This window comes from Paludisphaera borealis (assembly GCF_001956985.1).
In the GTDB taxonomy this organism is placed as follows: domain Bacteria; phylum Planctomycetota; class Planctomycetia; order Isosphaerales; family Isosphaeraceae; genus Paludisphaera; species Paludisphaera borealis.
In genome coordinates, this window is sequence record NZ_CP019082.1 from 6,307,890 (window position 1) to 6,326,355 (window position 18,466).

Consider the following 18,466-nt stretch of genomic DNA (forward strand, 5'->3'; position numbering starts at 1 on the left):
CGCCCGCCTCGCGTGGTCAATCAGAGCACGGCGGCTTCGAGAACGGCCTCTGAGGAGCTTCCTCCGACCGGCTCCTCGGCGGCGTTTCGGGTTTCGGGCATGGCCAGGGCGAAGAACAGACAGCCCAGCGCGGCGACGATCGCGAGCGCGATGAAACCGGCGTCGAAGCCCGCCTCCTTGACGATGAATCCGGCGATCAGGTTGCTCAGCCCCGCCCCGACGCCCGTGGCCGTCGCCAGCACACCTTGCGTGAAGTTGAATCGCCCCGTCCCCCGCGTGAGGTCCGCGACGACCAGGATCGAAACGACGCCGAAGATCCCCGCGCCGATGCCGTCGAGGAGCTGCACCGCAACCAGGTAGTAGGGGTTGACACTCAGGCAATACAAGAGTCCACGCACCGGCAGCACGGCGAAGCCGATCAGGAAGACCGGCCGACGCCCCCACGACTCGGCGTACCGGCTGGCCAGCACGGCGACCGGGATCATCACCACCTGCGCCGCGATGATACAGGCCGACATCAGGACGGCGGCCCCTTCCTTCAATCCGTCGGCCGACTTCTGGCCGACGAGCGGCAACATCGCCGCGTTGGCCAGGTGGAACAGGACGGCCGACGCGACGAATATCGGAATCCGCCGATCCTGGAACAGCGCGGCGACGCCGATCGGTTTGCAGTTCCGCCCGTCGTCGTCGCCGCCGCGAGCCAGCACGTGATCGATGTCCCGTTCGCGGATCAGAGCGACGGCGAAAATGGCGCACGCCGCCATTCCGGCCACGAGGAAGAACATCCCGCTATAACCGAACAGGTAAGCGAGCCCTCCCGCGAGCGCGGCGGCGACCACGTTGCCGAGGTGGTTGAACGCCTCGTTGCGACCGGTCCGGGCCGCCATCGCCACGCGCCCGACCACCCCCAGGGTCAGCGCGGCGATCGCCGGCGGCAGCAGGGCCCCGGCCGCCCCGATCGTCGCCTGCGCCATCACAACCACGGCGGGGATCGGCGCGAGGTAAAGCACGGCGCATCCGATCGCCACCACGGCCGCCGCCGCCGCCACCGCCCTCCGTTTCCAGCGGATGCGATCAATCAGCGCGCCGGCCGGCGTCTGCGCCAGCACGGTCCCGAGCTGCGACGCCGCCAGGGCGATTCCCACCCGCCCCGCGTCCCACTTGTGGGCGTCGCGGAGGTACGTCCCCAGAAACGGCCCCATGCCGTCGCGGACGTCGGCGAGGAAGAAATTCAGGCCGTCCAGAGCGCGCAGACTCGTCGGCGACGGCTCTTTCGACGCGAATTCCAGATGCACTGGCTGCGTGGTCTCCACGAACGGCTCCTCATCATGACAGCAGGAATGTCGAATCCTTATCCCACGGCCCCATCGCAAAACGCGGGCCGAGTGCAGCGCCGGCGATCGAACGGTGGACGAACCGAGAGGGAGACCGCACGGCGTGAGAGGCCGAAAACCCACGGTTTCCAGACTCCCGGGCCAACGCGGCCGCGTAGCTCGTCGAATCCGTTCAATTACAAGGGGGGAGGAGAATCGGCGACACGAACGCGACGCTCCCGTCGCCGCACCGCGGGAGGGGGGCGGAATCCCCCCGGGCCGGCGGGGGAAGTCCGCCCAAAGTCCGCGGATTCCCGAAGAAAGGGCGAGAGCGAGGCCGATAACAGGGGTTCGACGACTCGCCGTCATTTCCCGAACTTAAGGGTCGGGAAACCCCGGGGAAGGGATTGTATTCCGACGCGAGTTCGCCTATTGTGGTTCACTTGAAGTGTAGAGGAATTCACAAGAACGGCTCTCAACGAGAAGGCCGGAGGTTTGAGGCGACAGATGGCCATCACGAAGGAGAAGAAGCAGGAACTGATTGGGTCTTTCAGCCGCGGTGATCAGGACACCGGTTCGCCGGAGGTGCAAATCGCCCTCTTGACGGCCCGAATCAATGATCTCACCGGGCATTTCAAGACGCACAGCAAGGACCACGCCAGCCGCCGAGGGCTGCTGATGATGGTTTCCAAGCGTTCAGGTCTGCTCAAATATCTGCGGCTGCACGACAGGAAGAAATACCTCGAAGTGCTCAGCCGCCTGGGCATCCGCAAGTAGTCGGCGAACCGCTCTCCCCGACGACCGGTTCCATTCGGCCGTGCCACGACTTCAGAATTTCCAACGCGCTCGGCCCCAAAGCCGACCAGGAAATTCGGTCGTCCGGGACGAACATCCGCCGGCAGCTCCCTCGTGAGCGTGAGTATGAGTCGGTCGTAGGCGATCATTCTACTTCCTGGCTGAAAAGAGCGGCCGGTCCTTTCGAGGTCCGGCCCGCTTCTGCTTGGGGCTTTGCGTTTCGCCGCCGGCGTCGTCCGGCCGCGACCCCAACGCCTGGCCCTGGGCGAGAGCCATGAGAGTCGTCGGCGACGTCCATGCTTCGCGATCATCCCGACGCCACACGACTCCGAGTCTCATCCAGGTACATTCATGTCCAATACGCCTTTCTCCCGCAAGGTCGTCGAGCGAACCATCGGCGACCGGACGATCAGCATCGAAACGGGGCGGTTCGCCAAGCAGGCCTCCGGCGCCGTCGTCGTCCGTCTCGGCGACACCATGTCGCTCGTGACGAGTATGGCCGGCCCGGGCCGCGAAGGGCTCGACTTCTTCCCGCTCACGGTCGACTACCGTGAAAAAACCTACTCGGCCGGCAAGTTCCCCGGTGGTTTCATCAAGCGCGAAGGTCGGCCCACCACCAAGGAAATCCTCACCGCCCGGCTGATCGACCGGCCCATCCGGCCGCTCTTCCCCGAGTGGTACCGCGAAGAGGTCCAGATCCAGGCGGGTCCGATCTCGGCCGACCGCCAGAACGACCCCGACGTGCTCTCGATCATCGGGGCCTCGGCCGCCCTGATGCTCGCCAAGGCCCCGTTCCTGGGCCCGATCGGCGCCGTCCGCCTGGCACGGATCGAAGGCAAGCTGATCGCGTTCCCCACGGCCGACGAAATCGCCGCCAGCGACCTCGACCTGATCGTCGCCAGCACGGCGAAGGCCGTCGTCATGATCGAAGGGTTCGGCGAGGAGATCCCCGAGCCCGAGATGGCCGACGCCATCATCGAGGGGCACCGGATCAACCAGGAGTTGATCGCCCTCCAGTACGAGCTGCTCGAAGCGGCCGGCCACGACCGCCCCGACCAGAGGCCGACCCCTTCCGACCCGCTCCGCCAGCTTCTTCACGACCGCTTCGGCTCGCGGCTCCGCGAACTCAAGCAGATCGTCCTCAAGCAAGAGCGGAACTCGGCCGTCAAAGAGCTGCTCGAGTCAATCGTCAAGGAGCTGATCCCGGCCGACGGCGAGGCTCTGGCCCTGCCGCTGGCCGGCCCCGCCGGCTCTTCGCAGGCCCCCGTGGCGGTCACCCCCCTGCGGATCAAGACCGCCTTCCACGCGGTGGAAGAAAAGGTCGTCCGCAACTTGATCCTCGACGGCAAGCGGTCCGACGGCCGCGGCCCGAAGGATCTGCGGTCGATCAAGTGCGAGGTCGGCGTCCTGCCCCGGGCCCACGGCTCGGCCATCTTCCAGCGCGGCGAGACCCAGGCGCTGGTGACCACCGTACTCGGAACCGGCGCCGACGAGCAGCGCGTCGACGGCATCATGGACGAGTACAGCAAGAAGTTCATGCTCGACTACAACATGCCGCCGTTCGCCGTCGGCGAGATCCGCCCGATCCGCGGACCCGGCCGTCGCGAAATCGGCCACGGCGCCCTGGCCGAACGGTCGGTCGCCCCGATCCTCCCCGTCCCGGCCAAGTTCCCGTACACGATCCGGGTGATCTCCGACATCCTCGAATCGAACGGATCGAGTTCGATGGCCTCGGTCTGCGGCGCCACGCTCAGCCTGATGGACGCCGGCGTGCCGATCACCGACCCGGTCGGCGGCATCTCGATCGGCCTGGTTCAGGACGACGAGACCGGCCGATACGTCCTTCTGACCGACATCATCGGCGACGAAGACCACTTCGGCGACATGGACTTCAAGGTCGCCGGCACCCAGCGCGGCGTCACCGGAATCCAGCTCGACCTCAAGAACCAGGGGATCACCGAGGACATCATCCGTGAGACCCTCGAACAGGCCCACGAGGCCCGGCTCGAGATCTTGCGGGCCATGCTGCGATCGATCAAGCGGCCGCGCGAAGAGATCTCCACGAACGCCCCCCGGCTGATCCAGATCCAGGTCAACCCCGAGAAGATCGGCCTGATCATCGGCCCCGGCGGCAAGACGATCCGTCGCCTCCAGGACGAGACCGGCGCCAAGATCGACATCGACGACAGCGGCGTCGTGACGCTTTCGAGCCTCGAAGCCGCCGGTGCCGAAGCGGCCCGCGACAAGATCGTCGCCATGACCGAAGGCGTCCAGATCGGCCGGATCTACGAAGGCCGCGTGACCTCCATCAAGGAGTTCGGCGCGTTCGTCGAGATCCTCCCCGGCAAGGACGGCCTGGTCCACATCAGCGAGCTGTCCGACGGCTACGTCGGCAGCGTCACCGACATCTGCCATGTGGGCGACCCGATGCTGGTCAAGGCGATCGCCGTCGACGACCAGGACCGCGTCAAGCTTTCCCGCAAGGCGGCCCTCGCCGAGCGCGGCGAGCCCGACGAGTTCGCCTCGCGGACCCGTCCCGCGGGCGCTCCCGACCGTCCCCAGGGCGGACCCGGCGGCGGTCCCGGCGGACCTCCCCGGCGGCCTTCCGGCCCCGACGGCGGCCGCGGCGGCTACGGCGGTCCTCCCCGACGCTGAGATCCTTGAAATCCGGTCCATGCGAACAGCGCCGGGGCCTCGTCCCCGGCGCTTGCTCGCGACTTATCATCCCCTTGCGGCTCTGACCGTCTCCACGCCCCTGAACCGGCAATCGAGACCTATGGCCAATCCCGTCGCAGGCGCCGCCGTCAGCCCGTCCACCGCCGCATCGCCGGCCGTCGTCGGTGAAGCGGCCGCCGAACATGAGATCGCACGTCGACTGCGGGTCCAGAACGCCCAGATCTCGCAACTGGCCGGCGGCCTGGCGCACGAGATCCGCAACCCACTGTCGACCCTGTCGCTCAACCTCGACCTGCTGGCCGAGGATTTTCAGGGGGCCGAGTCCCCCCGAGACCGCCGCGCCGGCCAGCGGATCGACCGGCTCAAGCACGAGGTCCGCAGGCTTCACGACATCCTTGAGAACTTCCTCCGCTTCGCGCGGCTTCAGGATCTGAAGCCGTCCCCGACGAACCTCAACACGGTCGTCGAGGAGATGTGCGATTTTTACGAGCCGCAGGCCTCGACGCGCGGGGTAGTGGTCCGCACCCACTTCGCCCCCGACTTGCCACTCGTCCCCCTCGACGCCGACGTCTTCAAGCAAGCGGTCCTCAACCTGATGCTCAACGCCGAGCACGCGATGCCCGACGGCGGCGAGCTGATCCTGACCACCCGCCGCGACGGCCACTGGGTCGTGCTCGACGTGACCGACACCGGGATGGGCATGACCGACGACGTGCGGGCCAAGATCTTCGACCCGTTCTACTCGACCCGAAAAGGGGGGAGTGGACTCGGCCTGCCGACGACCCGCAACATCATCGAAGGACACGGCGGCTCGATCGAGGTGCTGAGCGTGCCGCACAAGGGGTCGCAATTCTCGATCCGCCTGCCGGCCCCGCCGAGGACGTCTTGACCGTCAAGACGCGCGTTCAACCTCATCCCGCCGATCTGGAGAGACCAGGCAGTCCGATGGACCAGCAGATTCGCGTCCTGGTGGTCGATGACGACGAACCCCACGCCGAGGCCGTGGCCGAAAGCCTTGCGCGCGTGGGCTACGAATGCGTCGTGGCGACCAGCGGCCGGGAAGGCCTGCGCCTGATCGAGGAGCAGACGTTCGAGATCATCATCACCGACCTGATCATGGGCGGGATCGGCGGTCTGGAAATCCTCTCCAAGGCCAAGCGCGAGCTGCCCGACGCCGAGGTCGTCATCCTCACCGGCCATGGCACGATCAAGACGGCCGTCACCGCCATGCAGGCTGGCGCGACGACCTATCTGACCAAGCCCCTCGACATCGGCGAACTTCGCACGGTGGTCGACAAGGCGTCGGAGCGGCAGCGGCTGGCCCGGTCGAACATCGAGCTTCAGAAGCAGCTCAACGAGAAGTTCGGCTTCGAGGGCGTGATCGGCAACTCGCCGGCCATGCATACGGTCGTCGCCCGCCTCCGCCAGATCGCGCCGACGTCGGCCTCGGTCCTCATCACCGGCGAGAGCGGCACCGGTAAGGAGCTGGTCGCCAAGGCCCTCCACAACAACAGCCCGCGCCGCTACAAGCCGTTCGTCACCCTCAACTGCGCCGCGCTCAGCGACAACATCCTCGAAAGCGAGCTGTTCGGCCACGTCAAGGGGGCGTTCACGGGGGCCGATCGCGAGCGCAAGGGGTGGTTCGAGCACGCCAACGGCGGCACCCTGTTCATGGACGAGGTCGGCGACATCCCGATCGGCACCCAGGTGAAGCTCCTCCGCGCCCTCGAAAGCGGCGAGATCGTCCGGGTCGGCACGAACGACCCCATCAACGTCAACGTCCGGCTGATCTCGGCCACCAACCGCGACCTCGGCAGCGCCATAGCCTCGGGCGCGTTCCGGCAAGACCTCTACCACCGCCTCAAGGTCGTGAGCGTCAAGCTTCCTCCGCTTCGCGAGCGCCGGGAGGACATCGATCTGCTGATCGACCACTTCCTCAAGGAGCACACGGCGTCCCACGCCAAGAAAATCACGTCGATCACCCCCGCCGCGCGGCGGATTCTCCGTCAGTACAGTTGGCCCGGCAACGTCCGCGAGTTGAAGAACGTCATCGAGAGCATGGTCGTCATCGACTACGACGGCGTCCTCGACCTCGACGACCTGACCGAAGACCTGCAAACCGGAGCGGCCTCGCTCCCCGGCGACCGTCACGACGGGGTCGACCACTTCATCGGTAAGTCGCTCGAAGAGATCGAGAAGCACTACATCACCGAGACCCTCAAGCTCACCGCCGGCAACCGCGAAGAAGCCGCCAAGCTCCTCGGCATCGGCGAGCGTACGCTCTATCGCAAGATCAAGGAATATTCCGCCTGAGACCTGGCGGGATCGGGTCGCGTTCCACGTCTCGGCGCGCCTACAAGACGTCGAATCGGCCACCCGAAGCCAGGATCTCCCGTTCCGTCGCCAGATTCGTCATCGCCGCCGCGTCGAGCGGCGCGTACGTCGAGGTCACGAAGACGGAGCCCCGTGCGAGGATCGGGTTCAGGAAGAGCTCAACGCGCCCTTTGCGGTAGGCTTGATCCCCGGAGGCGGGGGTGTACTCCCGCATCACCCCTTCCGCGTACTTCGAGTACTCCGGCCACGACGCGGCGAGGATCGACATGTCCACGTCGATGAACAGGTCGACGCTCGGATTGCCCGACATCCGATGCTCTCCGGTCGCCATGATCAGCTCGCAAGCCCTGTCGATGACCTGGGCGTCCTCGACCTCGGCGAGCAACGACGCCAATCGCTCCGCGCTGCGTTGCTCGTTGTCCGTACGTCCGGGGAGATAGACGACGTCGTGGAAGAATGCCGCGAGTCGGGCCGCGTCCGGGTCCTGAAATCGGGCCTCGAACCGCTCGATTGCATCGAGCATCGTCAGGATGTGACTGACGCCGTGATAGTGCCGATCCTCGCTGCTGTAGGCTTCGACAAGCTCCCGCCCGACGGCCGATCTGGGCTCGTCGCCAATCCCTAACTTCCGCGCAAGACCATCCCAAAGTGGGACGAACCGATCGCGGTCGACGTCAATAACCCATTGCGGCCCTCCATCGTATCGCAGCCCTTGGGACCGACTGCAGGATTGTAGCCGGCCTCTGCGAGGCCGGGACGCGCGCCTTGGGACCGAACCGGCCTCCTCTTGTGGAGTGTTGTAGCCGGCCTCTGTGAGGCCGGGACGCGCGCCTTGGGACCAAACTAGCCTCCTCTTGTGGAGTACGGGAGCTTGTCCCGCATGGGCCGCGTTGTTCAGCGCGGCGGCAAGCCGCCGCACTCCACAACCGCGCATGGAACCGACCTCACAGAGGCCGGCTACAGATCGGATCGCTTTCAACCCCACCTCAAATTTCGTGCCGAACACTCTTGCCGTCCGCCACGCTTTTCCATCGGCTTTCTTCACGGGTCGTCATCCGATGAGTCGCAATCGGTAGTAGATTCATAGTGGGAGGTTCTCTTCCCGCCCGCCGCGCTCTTTTCCAATCCGGTTGTCAGCCCACGCCGACCCGGTCGGCCGAACGGGACGAAGAGCCGCAACCTCCCCGCCTCGGCGACGCCGAAATCGGCGCGATCGAACCCAATCTCGCCTCCGACCGATCGGGTCGAAGCGAGCCGATGGTCAGCCTCGACAGAGCCGCTTTGGGGGACGATCGAACCCAATCCCCGGCCAACCGCCGAAGCTCGCCGGAGCTTGAATGGGGCCTCGTTTTCGGCCGATCGAAGCCAATCCACCAGCGTGCGAGTCGGTCGCCTATGGATCGTTAATCGATTATGGCCAAAAGCTTTCGGACGACTGGAGGCACCCGTTCCACGAGGTTGACTCGGTGAAACACGGGCCGAACGAACCCAACGGCGACGGACGCCGGTTCCAGCGGTTTTCGAGCAAACGAACCCAACGCCGTCCAGGGTGTTTCTGACCGATGGGGCGCGGTGTTCGGCGACGAACGAACCCAATCTCGGAGTCGTCGGTCGGGAGAAGGGCGAGGAATCGGAAACGCTGCTTTCTGTACGCAAGATCAGCAGGTAAAATAGAGGATGATGAAGGGCAGGGGCGTTAGCGGAGGTCGCCGGGATGGGCGTGATTCGGAAGTTGTCGCCGTCGGTCGTGAATCAGATCGCCGCGGGCGAGGTCGTCGAACGACCGGCGTCGGTGGTGAAGGAGTTGATGGAGAATGCGATCGACGCCAAGGCCAGGCGGGTCGAGGTCAGCGTTGAGCGCGGAGGGAAGGACCTGATCCGGATCGCCGACGACGGCGAGGGGATGGCGCCCGACGACCTGCTGCTGGCGTTTCAACCGCACGCGACGAGCAAGCTTTCGGAGGTCGACGACCTCCACAAGATCCGCACGCTCGGGTTCCGAGGTGAGGCGCTGGCGGCGATCGCCGAGATCTCCAAGCTCCGTTGCCAGACCCGGCGGGCCGACGCCGACGAAGGGTCGGAAATCCAGATCGAAGCCGGAATCGCTGGCCCCATCAAGAGTTGCGGCGGTCCACCGGGCACCGTGATGGAGGTCCGCAACCTGTTCTTCAACACCCCGGTGCGGCGGACGTTCCTGAAGTCGGACGGCACCGAGGCGGGGCACGTCGCCGAGACGTTCTCGCGGATCGCCCTGGCCCATCCGGAGGTCCACCTGACGTTCCGGTCGGGGGGGAAGATCGTCCACGACCTGCCGGCGGTGACCGGCATCCGCGACCGGATCGCCACGTTCTTCGGCCGAGAGCTGGCCGAGTCGCTCCTCTGGGTCGAGGGCCGGCTCGACGGGATCAGCCTTTGGGGGTACGTCGGCCACCCGTCGCAGAGCCGGTCGAGCACCAAGAACCAGTTCCTCTTCCTGGGAGGCCGGTACGTCCGCGATCGCTCCCTGAGCCATGCTCTCAACGAGGCCTATCGCGGCCTGCTCATGGTCGGCCGCAACCCGATCGCGTTCCTCAACCTCGAAATCCCCCCCGAGGAAGTCGACGTCAACGTCCACCCGACCAAGATCGAAGTCCGGTTCCGCGACCCCCAGCGGATCTACAGCCATCTGCTGTCGACGCTCCGGCAAACCTTCCTCGCCAGCGACCTCCACAGCCGGCTGCAAGCCGTCCCCGCCGAGCAGCCCGCCGAATCCGCTCCCCGCCCGGTCGCGCCCCCCCCTAATCCGTCGGTCGGATCGAGCGATTCGCCGTACGGCCTGGGCTCGGGGCCGACCGACCGCCAGGCGGTGGCGTCGTGGTTCGAGCCGACGAGCCGTCGGCCCGCCGGCGAGCCGCCGAAGTTCCCCGACGACATCGGCCAGATCCAGCCTCCCGAGTGGTCGCGGTCGCTCCCCGGCCGATTCGAGTTCGCCTCGGGCCCGACGTTCGACGAGTTCGCCGGGGCGAAGGCGGCCGATGTGGAGATCGACGAGGAAGACCGAGGGGCGGGGGGCCGCATGCCCGCCTCGGCCTCGCCCCCGGTCGAGCCAGCCCAGGCGATCGGCGCGGAGTTGAAGCTGAAGGGGGCGGGCTCGAAGGCGATCCAGGTTCACGACAGCTACCTGATCGCCGAGACCAACGAGGGGATGATGGTCATCGACCAGCACGCGCTTCACGAGCGGATTCTTTACGAGGAGCTTCGGAAGAAGGTGGCCGACGGCCGGGTCGAATCGCAGGGGCTGCTCGTCCCCGAGCCGGTGCCGATGGCCGCCGACGAGGCGGCGACGCTGCTGGAACACGCGGATTTGCTGGCTGAGCTGGGGATCGAGGTCGAGGGGTTCGGTCGCGACACGGTGCTTGTCCGAAGCACGCCGGTGATGCTCTCGCGGATGCAGCCCGACCGGCTGGTTCGCGACCTGGCCGAGCATCTTGCGACCCAGCCGTTGCCGCCGACCCGCGACGGGCTGGTCGCCGAGTTGTTGCACATGGTGGCCTGCAAGGCCGCGATCAAGGCGGGGCAACGGCTGACGCCCGAGGAGATCGACGCCCTGCTGGATCGCCGCGAGCTGGCCGCCGACGCCCACCACTGTCCGCACGGTCGGCCGACGGCCTTGATTTTCACCAAAAGCGAGCTGGAGAAGCAGTTCGGGCGAATTTGAAACATGTCGAGCGGGGAACCGGGCCGACCGCGAGGTCCCTCTTTCTCGATCTTCGCGGCTGGCGTAGAATCACTCATAGTGGGGTGCCGCCGCGAGTTTTTCGAGGGTTCGGGCGGGCGCGAGGCGAGGCGAAACGAGTTCTCCCAGAGCGGGGAGCGATCCGGCGATGATCTGTGTAACAATCGGTCGTGGACGACACACCTCGCTCGTCGAGGAATGGGAGGCCGCGGCCAAAGCCGGTGCCGAGCTCGTCGAGCTGCGCGTCGACTGCCTCCGCCGCGAGCCGGACCTGAAGCGAATCCTCAAGGACCGGCCGACGCCGATGGTCTTCACGATCCGTCGCGGCGCCGACGGCGGCATGTGGCGGGGCCAGGAAGAGAAGCGCCAGCAGTTGCTCCGCGAGGCGATCGCGCTGGGCGTCGACTACGTGGACCTTGAAAACGACATCGCCGACAAGATCCGCCGATTCGGCAAAACCAAGAGAATCGTCAGCCACCACAACCTCAAGAACACCCCGATCGACCTGGCCGACGTCGCCGAGCAGTGCGCGACCTGCGACCCGGACGTGGTCAAGATCGCCACGCTGGCCCACAACTTCGCCGACGCCGCCCGCGTCCTGAAGCTCGGCGCGACCTCCAAGCGTCCGACGATCGCCATCGCCATGGGCGAGGTCGGTACGTTCACGAGGATTCTGGGGGCCAAGTACGGCGCTCCGTTCACCTACGCGGGCTTCAACCCCGAGCGGGTCTTCGCCGCCGGGATGCTCAGTTTCCCGAGCCTCAAGAAGGACTACTTCTACGACCAGATCGACGCCCAGACCGAGGTCTACGGCGTCGTCGGCGACCCGATCGGCCACAGCCTGAGCCCGGCCATCCATAACGCGTCGTTCCGCCAACTCGGCCTGAACAAGGTCATGGCGCCGTTCCTGGTCCCGGCCGGGGAGCTTGAGACGTTCTACGAGGACCTGGAGTGGGTCGGAATCAAGGGGTGCAGCGTCACGATCCCCCACAAGGTGGACGTGATCCCGCTGCTCCAGCACAAGGAGAACTCGGTCGAGCGGACGGGCTCGTGCAACACCGTGGCGCTGAACGAGGACGGCAAGTGGACCGGTTACAACACCGACTACCGGGCCGCGATGGACTCGATCGAAGCCGTCATGGGCAAGAGCGAGGACCCCGAGGCGCCGAGCCCGCTGCTCGAGAAGCAAGTCCTGATCCTGGGCGCCGGCGGCGTGGCCCGGTCGATGGCCTTCGGCGTGGCGCGCCGGGGGGCGAACGTGACCATCACCAACCGCCACGACGAGCGGTCGACGAGCCTGGCGGAAGAGGTCGGCTGCCGCGCCGTGACCTGGTCGATGCGGGCGACGTCGATCGCCGACGTGGTCATCAACTGCACCCCCGTCGGCATGCACCCAAACGTCGACGACACCCCGTTGCCCCCCTCGGCGTTCCAGCGGTCGAGCCTGGTCGTCTTCGACACGATCTACCATCCCGAGAACACCATGATGCTCAAGCTGGCGCGCGAGCGCGGCTGCACGACGCTGACGGGAGTCGATATGTTTGTGCGTCAGGCCGCCCTTCAGTTCAAGATCTACACCGGCCAAGAGGCCCCCACCGACCTGATGAGGTCGGTCCTGAAGCGCAAGCTGGGGCCGCTCCGCGACGAATGAACGCCCTACTGAGCCGCCGCGAGGGTCTGGTGCTGGTGGGTTATCGAGGCACGGGCAAGTCGACCGTCGGGCGGCTGCTCGCCGAGCGGTCGGGCCGGCCGTTCGTGGACGCCGACTACGAGATCGAGGCCCGCGCCGGGCGGTCGATCCGGGCGATCTTCGAGGAGTCGGGCGAGCCGGCCTTCCGAGACTGGGAGGAGCGCGTGCTCCGCGAGGTCGCCGAGGCCCGGCCGGGCGCGGTCCTGGCTACGGGGGGCGGGGCGATCCTCCGGGAAGCCAACCGCCGGGTGCTGCGGTCGTTCGGCCGGGTCGTCTGGCTCCGGGCCGAGCCTCACATCCTGGTCCGCCGCCTCGAAGCCGACGCCCGGACCCGAAGCACCCGACCCGCCTTGACCTCGGGCGGGGTCCTCGACGAGATCGCCGACGTGCTGGCCGCCCGGACGCCGCTCTACGAGGAAGTCGCCCACGCCTCGGTCGAGACCGAGGGGAAGCCCGCCCACGAGATCGCCGACTGGATCCTCGAAGACTGGTCCCGCTGCTCCGAACCCCGTCCTCCGCAGGAACCGCATCCGTGTTCGTAACCTGGCCGATCTTGGTCTTTCTGGGGTTCGGCGTGTTCGTCGTCGGCAGCGTCGTCGGCAGCTTCCTGAACGTCTGCATCTACCGGATTCCCTGGCAAAAGAGCGTGATCTGGCCGAGTTCGCGATGCCCCCGCTGCCTCGGGACGATCGCCGCCAGCGACAACGTCCCGATCGTGGGATGGCTCGCCCTTCGCGGGGAATGCCGGACGTGCGGTCTGCCGATCTCGATGCGATACCCCCTCATCGAGGCCCTCGTCGGCCTGCTGTTCGTGGGGCTCTACGTAACGGACGTCCTCTGCGCCGTCAGGGGGGATTACGGCCAGATTCCGACGGCGTCGCTCGCAACGTTCGCCTACCACGCCCTGCTGACGGCCCTGCTCGTCGCCGCGACGTTCATCGACTACGACTTATACATCATCCCCGACCAGGTGACGGTGACCGGCATGGTGCTGGGCCTGCTGATCGGGACGATGTCGCCCGACATCCGGCCGCTTCCGGGGACGGCTTCCAGCTACGGAGGGGGATTCTGGGTCGGGTTCGTCGGCCTTCTGGTCGGGGCGGGTCTGACCGCCGGGGTCCGGACGTTCGCCTCGGCGCTGCTCCGGCGCGAAGCGATGGGTTTCGGCGATGTGACTCTGATGGCGATGATCGGTTCGTTCCTGGGGTGGCAAGCCGCCGTGCTGACCTTTTTCCTGGCCCCGTTCTTCGGCCTGGCCCACGCCCTCTTCAAGTTGACGACCTACCTGCAAAAGCGGCTGCGAGGCGGCCAATTATCGAGCGCCGATCGCGAAATCCCTTTTGGGCCTTACCTGAGCATGGCCGCCGTCGCCCTGTTGCTTTCCTGGAACTGGCTCTGGCCGTTCTGGGCGGGGGACCTCTTCGAGATGTACCGCACCGTCTTCTGGCTGCTGCTCGGCGTCAAGGTCGGGCCGCCCCGCTGATCGGATCGGCGGTCCTGGCTTCGAAAGTCAGGGCGACGAGAGTAGGCGTTCAGGCTAGAATCCGCATGATCGCCCCGCCGAGGCTTGGGGCGGGTCGGCGACCCGAACCGAGGAGGTTGAGGACATGGCCTATCAATATAAACGTCGGCGGCCTTCCATCATCCGCAACTTCTGGGTGTATCGCCGTCTGATCGGCTCGGCCGTCCTCCTGGGCCTGATGCTCTGGTTCATCTGGGCCAACGGCGCCCCCGTGACGGTCGCCTTGCCCTTCCGACTCGGCATGTTCGACAGCACCGTCGGGGTGATCATCCTGCTGAGCGCCCTGTGCGGGTCGCTGGTGACGATTCTGGTCATGACGGTCTTTTTCGCTCTCCGGAGAATCCGGGGGCCGCAAAACCCCTCGGACCCGCAGAACGCCAAGATCCTCGACGAAGATCGCCCTCCAGCGGACTATGCTTCGAAAACCGAGGAAGGGTTTCCGAATTCCGGATGGTGAAATGACCGAAGATAGGACTAGATGCCATCTCCGATCCCGATTCCGATCCGTTGAAAGGATGTCGTGGACCGCGCAACGCCGCTGAACGCTGATCTGGTGAACGTCGCGAGCCCCCGGCTCGCCGCGTGGTCGCGCGCCCTCGGCTCGCCGCGGGGGGCGTTCGGGCCGGCGCGGCTTGGCTTGCTTGCGTGCGTGGCCGCCCTCGTCTCGTCGGGCTGTTCGGGTCGCACGTCGTACATCACCGGCGGCCCGTCGACGGGTCAGCTCAAGACCAGCCTCAGCCATCTGGAGTACGAGAACGACCAGCTCAAGACGCAGGTCGCCCGGCTGAAGGAAGAGAACCGGACGATGGAGGATCGGCTCGTCCAGGAGCAGATGCACACCGGCACGCTCACAGCCAAGCTCGACGACGCCCGCAACGCCATGCGGGATCGCGGTTTGGACGTCGACGAGGTTCCCGCCCATCCCCGGACGCTGCCCGCGGGCCGAAAGACCTCTAAACCGAGGAAGCCCCCCACCGCGCAGATCTCCACCGTGGACGACGACGACGATCCGCCGCCGCTCAAGATTGACGACGACCCGCGGCCGCGTTCCAGCTCCAGCCGCGCAAAGCCGCGCCCCAAGCGGCCCGCCGACGACTCGGTCTCCCTGAACATCGATGATGAGAACGTGAACTGGCTGCCGGTCGCCAATGGTGCCGACGCCAAGGCCCCCGCGAAGCGCTGAGGCGTCGCCCTCGGCGCATGCGGCGAACCGCTCCTGGGCCAGAGCGTGTCGGAGTTGCCGGGCGAGAAATCGGATTGGTACGATTGGTCGCAGAGCAGCCGGATTTTGAACACCGAGGGGCGGAATGATCTTCATCATCGACTACGGGATGGGCAACCTGAGAAGCGTGCAGAAGGCGATCGAGGCCGTGGGCCATTCCGCCGAGATCACCACCGACCCGGACCGGGTGCGCCAGGCCTCGCATGTCGTCCTTCCCGGCGTGGGCGCGTTCGCCGACGCCATGACCGAACTGCGGCGCACCGGAATGGACGAGGCCTTCACCGAGGCCGTCCGAGCCGGCAAGCCCTGCCTGGGAGTCTGCCTCGGGCTTCAGCTCCTGTTCACCACGAGCTTCGAGGACGGCGAGTTCCGGGGGCTTGGGCTGATTCCCGGCCGGGTCGTCCGGCTCAGGTCTCAGCCGGGTCTGAAGATCCCTCACATGGGCTGGAACACGCTCAAGATCCGCCGGCCGATCCCGCTCCTGGAGGGCGTCGGTCCCGAAGCGTCGGTCTACTTCGTCCACTCCTATCACGCCATCGCCGACCGCCCCGACGACGTCGCCGCCGAGACCGACTACCCCGGACCGATCACCGCGGTGGTCAACCACGAGAACCTCACCGCCTGCCAGTTCCACCCGGAAAAGAGCCAGCAGATCGGCCTGACGATGTACGCCAACTTCGCCCGGCGCTGAGCCGCCGCGAAGGCTGCTCTCGACCCCGCCGGATCGATCGAATCCGACCGACTCGTATTTTCGGCACGACCGCAACTCCATGTCGTAAACAGGCCCGTCCGTAGGGCGGTTCGAGGCATGCGATAACCGATGACAGGTGTGCCGCTTCCACCGACAGGGGCAAGGAGGGAGCGGCGACCTACGCAGGGTCGATGGATCGACCAGCGATCGGCCGCATGTTCGTCGGAGGAGTGGAGTTATGATCAGCCGCCAGCGCGGCCGCCGCCTCCGTCCGGGGGTCGAGCCCCTTGACGACCGCAGTCTGCCGTCCGGCTTCACACCGTCGCAGATCGCCGCCGCGTACGGGCTTGGGCCGATCACGTTGACCTCGCCGTCGGGCCAGGCCGTGGCGGGAGACGGCTCGGGGCAGACGATCGCCATCATCGGCGCGTTCCACAATCCGAATCTCCCGGCCGATCTCGGGGTATTCAGCCGGACGTTCGGCCTGCCCGACCCCAAGCTCACCGTCGTCAACCTGGCGGGTTCGCAAACCAACGCGGCGTGGGCGTCCGAGTCGGCGCTGGACGCCGAGTGGGCGCACGCTCTGGCACCGGGCGCGTCGATCCTCATGGTCGAAGCGAAATCCGATACCCAGACCGACCTGATGGAGGCCGTGAACGTCGCCCGGAATACGCCGGGGGTCGTCGCGGTCTCAATGAGCTGGGGCCTGCCGGAATCGGCCAGCCAGAAGTCCCTGGATCACCTGTTCACGACCCCGGCCGGACACACCGGGATCACGTTCGTCGCGGCCAGCGGCGACGGCGGGGCCGGGAAAGGCGCGGTCTACCCGGCCAGCTCGCCGAACGTCCTGGGCGTGGGAGGAACCACGCTGACCCTCGACGCCTCGGGCGGGTATCAGTCGGAAGCGATCTGGGCCGACAGCGGCACCGGCGTCAGCCGGATCACCGCCGAGCCGAGCTATCAACGGTCGCTCCAGAAGACCGGCGGCAAGAGCGTCCCCGACGTCTCGTTCCTCAGCGATCCCGAGACCGGCGTCCAGGTCTACTCGACGCCTCCTGGCGCGACGACGGGCTCGTGGCAGGTCGTCGCCGGCACGAGCCTCGGCACGCCGGCGTGGGCGGCGATCGTCGCGATCGTCGCGCAGGGACGCGCCCTCGACGGCAAACCGGGCCTCGACGGCGGCTCGCAGACTTTGCCCTTGCTGTACGGCCTGCCAAGTTCCAGCTTCAACCAGGTCGCGTCGGGACGCGTCGGGAGCCTGGCGGCCGGCCTGGGGACGCCTCGGGGGGATGCGGTGATTCGCGGGCTGATCTCGATCGCCTCGGTGAGCACCGACCTGACATCGACGACGCAGACGCCGCAGACGCAGACGCAGACGCCTCCCGTCGCACCCGCCCGCCCCGTCCTCGCCGCGAAGGGCCCGAAGAAGGTCGTGATTGTTCGGCGCAAGGCGGCGAGCCAGCCGCGGCCCCATCTGGCGGCCGCGCGCTGGAGCCGGCTGATCGCCCAGACGACGGCTCGAAAAGCGGCGGCGGCCGCCTCGCGATAGCCTCGCTCGGTGCTTGCGACGACTTGCAGCGACGGCTACAGTGGGGGAATTGAATTCCTGTCCGTTGTTTCGGTGAAGATCCATGCAAGTTATCCCGGCCATCGATCTGCGGGGAGGCCTGTGCGTGCGTCTCCGCCAGGGTGATTACGATCGCGAGACCGTGTTCGGCGACGACCCCGCGGCAATGGCGGCCCGCTGGGAATCGGAAGGCGCGACCCGCATCCACCTGGTCGATCTCGACGGCGCGAAGGCCGGCAGTCCCGTCAACGTCGATTCCGTCCGCGCGATCATCCGCGCCGTGTCAGTCCCCTGTCAGCTCGGCGGCGGCGTCCGCGACGAGCGCACCATCGCCGCATGGCTCGACGCCGGCATCGAACGGGTGATCGTTGGCACGCAGGCGCTCCGCGATCCCGAATGGTTCCGGACCATGGCCGAGACCTTTCCCGGCCGCCTGATCCTGGGCCTCGACGCGCGCGACGGCCGGGTCGCGACCGACGGCTGGCTGGAGACGTCGAACGTCACGGCGCCGCTGCTGGCGGAGCAGTTCGACGACCTGCCGCTGGCGGCCATCATCTACACCGACATCGCGCGCGACGGCACGCTCGAAGGGCCGAATCTGGAGTCGACCGGCGCGCTTTGCCGGCACGTGAAGACGCCGGTCATCGCCTCGGGAGGCGTGGGCGGACTCGTCGACATCGAGCGCCTGGCGACGCTGCCGGTGGTCGGTTGCATCGTCGGCCGGGCTCTGTACGAGGGCAATTTCTCGCTGACGGAAGCCGTGGCGAGGGCGGGCGGCTCGCCTTCCCGTTCCTGATCAGTCCGTCCGGATCGTCGAGTCGTTCTTCTCATCTCGCTCCGCGGTTCCGCTCAAATCTCGATCTCCTTCGTCGCTTCCCCGTCTCCGAACCGGGAAAGGAGGACCTTCCGCGCTTGTTCGTGCCTTCGTGCGTACACATGAA

At 66.9% G+C, this 18,466-nt stretch carries 15 protein-coding genes; 13 read left to right on the forward strand and 2 right to left on the reverse strand.

Annotation, left to right across the window (positions count from 1 at the left end):
• Positions 1–20 precede the first annotated feature (20 nt).
• On the reverse strand, positions 21–1,313 hold the full coding sequence (locus BSF38_RS24365; protein ID WP_076349683.1) for an MFS transporter: 1,293 nt from the start codon (positions 1,311–1,313) through the stop codon (positions 21–23).
• 507 nt (positions 1,314–1,820) lie between these two features.
• Between BSF38_RS24365 and rpsO the strand changes: the two genes are divergently transcribed.
• The 4 genes from rpsO (at position 1,821) to BSF38_RS24385 (ending at position 7,097) form a co-directional block, all read left to right on the forward strand.
• Positions 1,821–2,090, forward strand: coding sequence for a 30S ribosomal protein S15 (rpsO, locus tag BSF38_RS24370; RefSeq protein ID WP_076349684.1), 270 nt, complete (start codon positions 1,821–1,823; stop codon positions 2,088–2,090).
• Between the two features lie 369 nt (positions 2,091–2,459).
• On the forward strand, positions 2,460–4,763 hold the full coding sequence (locus tag BSF38_RS24375; RefSeq protein WP_076349685.1) for a polyribonucleotide nucleotidyltransferase: 2,304 nt from the start codon (positions 2,460–2,462) through the stop codon (positions 4,761–4,763).
• A gap of 121 nt (positions 4,764–4,884) precedes the next feature.
• The gene (locus BSF38_RS24380) at positions 4,885–5,673 is read left to right on the forward strand and encodes a two-component system sensor histidine kinase NtrB (RefSeq protein ID WP_076349686.1); all 789 of its coding nucleotides are present in this window, start codon (positions 4,885–4,887) and stop codon (positions 5,671–5,673) included.
• 56 nt (positions 5,674–5,729) lie between these two features.
• Positions 5,730–7,097 carry a sigma-54-dependent transcriptional regulator gene (locus BSF38_RS24385; RefSeq protein ID WP_076349687.1) on the forward strand — a complete coding sequence of 456 codons (1,368 nt, stop codon included), beginning with the start codon at positions 5,730–5,732 and terminating at the stop codon, positions 7,095–7,097.
• Positions 7,098–7,137: 40 nt separating this feature from the next.
• Here the strand turns inward: BSF38_RS24385 and BSF38_RS31520 are convergent, their stop codons facing one another.
• Entirely contained in the window at positions 7,138–8,163 is a 1,026-nt protein-coding gene (locus tag BSF38_RS31520; RefSeq protein WP_168189450.1) for an HD domain-containing protein, read from the reverse strand.
• Positions 8,164–8,832: 669 nt separating this feature from the next.
• Between BSF38_RS31520 and mutL the strand changes: the two genes are divergently transcribed.
• The 9 genes from mutL to hisA all read left to right on the forward strand — a co-directional run bounded on the left by mutL (position 8,833) and on the right by hisA (position 18,321).
• Positions 8,833–10,815 (forward strand): DNA mismatch repair endonuclease MutL, encoded by a 1,983-nt coding sequence (mutL, locus tag BSF38_RS24400; protein WP_076349689.1) that lies wholly within the window; start codon positions 8,833–8,835, stop codon positions 10,813–10,815.
• 166 nt (positions 10,816–10,981) lie between these two features.
• On the forward strand, positions 10,982–12,484 hold the full coding sequence (aroE, locus tag BSF38_RS24405) for a shikimate dehydrogenase (RefSeq protein WP_076349690.1): 1,503 nt from the start codon (positions 10,982–10,984) through the stop codon (positions 12,482–12,484).
• The gene (locus BSF38_RS24410) at positions 12,481–13,065 is read left to right on the forward strand and encodes a shikimate kinase (RefSeq protein ID WP_076349691.1); all 585 of its coding nucleotides are present in this window, start codon (positions 12,481–12,483) and stop codon (positions 13,063–13,065) included. The genes aroE and BSF38_RS24410 overlap by 4 nt, the downstream gene beginning before the upstream one ends.
• On the forward strand, positions 13,056–14,006 hold the full coding sequence (locus BSF38_RS24415) for a prepilin peptidase (RefSeq protein ID WP_076349692.1): 951 nt from the start codon (positions 13,056–13,058) through the stop codon (positions 14,004–14,006). Before BSF38_RS24410 ends, BSF38_RS24415 begins: the two co-directional genes overlap by 10 nt.
• A gap of 124 nt (positions 14,007–14,130) precedes the next feature.
• Complete coding sequence (locus BSF38_RS24420) at positions 14,131–14,502, forward strand: hypothetical protein (RefSeq protein WP_076349693.1); 372 nt, start codon at positions 14,131–14,133, stop codon at positions 14,500–14,502.
• A gap of 63 nt (positions 14,503–14,565) precedes the next feature.
• Complete coding sequence (locus BSF38_RS24425; protein WP_076349694.1) at positions 14,566–15,228, forward strand: hypothetical protein; 663 nt, start codon at positions 14,566–14,568, stop codon at positions 15,226–15,228.
• Positions 15,229–15,352: 124 nt separating this feature from the next.
• Positions 15,353–15,958: an imidazole glycerol phosphate synthase subunit HisH gene (gene hisH / locus BSF38_RS24430; protein ID WP_076349695.1), complete on the forward strand. Its 606-nt coding sequence runs from the start codon at positions 15,353–15,355 to the stop codon at positions 15,956–15,958.
• 238 nt (positions 15,959–16,196) lie between these two features.
• On the forward strand, positions 16,197–17,507 hold the full coding sequence (locus BSF38_RS24435) for a S53 family peptidase (protein WP_076349696.1): 1,311 nt from the start codon (positions 16,197–16,199) through the stop codon (positions 17,505–17,507).
• An 82-nt stretch (positions 17,508–17,589) separates the two neighbouring features.
• On the forward strand, positions 17,590–18,321 hold the full coding sequence (hisA, locus tag BSF38_RS24440; protein WP_076349697.1) for a 1-(5-phosphoribosyl)-5-[(5-phosphoribosylamino)methylideneamino]imidazole-4-carboxamide isomerase: 732 nt from the start codon (positions 17,590–17,592) through the stop codon (positions 18,319–18,321).
• The last annotated feature ends 145 nt before the right edge of the window (positions 18,322–18,466 follow it).

Coding starts and splice junctions, on each gene's coding strand:
- hisA (WP_076349697.1), top strand. CDS start 17,590: ATGCAAGTTATCCCGGCCATCGATCTGCGGGGAGGCCTGTGCGTGCGT.
- rpsO (WP_076349684.1), top strand. CDS start 1,821: ATGGCCATCACGAAGGAGAAGAAGCAGGAACTGATTGGGTCTTTCAGC.
- BSF38_RS24420 (WP_076349693.1), top strand. CDS start 14,131: ATGGCCTATCAATATAAACGTCGGCGGCCTTCCATCATCCGCAACTTC.
- BSF38_RS24380 (WP_076349686.1), top strand. CDS start 4,885: ATGGCCAATCCCGTCGCAGGCGCCGCCGTCAGCCCGTCCACCGCCGCA.
- BSF38_RS24435 (WP_076349696.1), top strand. CDS start 16,197: ATGATCAGCCGCCAGCGCGGCCGCCGCCTCCGTCCGGGGGTCGAGCCC.
- BSF38_RS24385 (WP_076349687.1), top strand. CDS start 5,730: ATGGACCAGCAGATTCGCGTCCTGGTGGTCGATGACGACGAACCCCAC.
- hisH (WP_076349695.1), top strand. CDS start 15,353: ATGATCTTCATCATCGACTACGGGATGGGCAACCTGAGAAGCGTGCAG.
- mutL (WP_076349689.1), top strand. CDS start 8,833: ATGGGCGTGATTCGGAAGTTGTCGCCGTCGGTCGTGAATCAGATCGCC.
- BSF38_RS24375 (WP_076349685.1), top strand. CDS start 2,460: ATGTCCAATACGCCTTTCTCCCGCAAGGTCGTCGAGCGAACCATCGGC.
- BSF38_RS24410 (WP_076349691.1), top strand. CDS start 12,481: ATGAACGCCCTACTGAGCCGCCGCGAGGGTCTGGTGCTGGTGGGTTAT.
- aroE (WP_076349690.1), top strand. CDS start 10,982: ATGATCTGTGTAACAATCGGTCGTGGACGACACACCTCGCTCGTCGAG.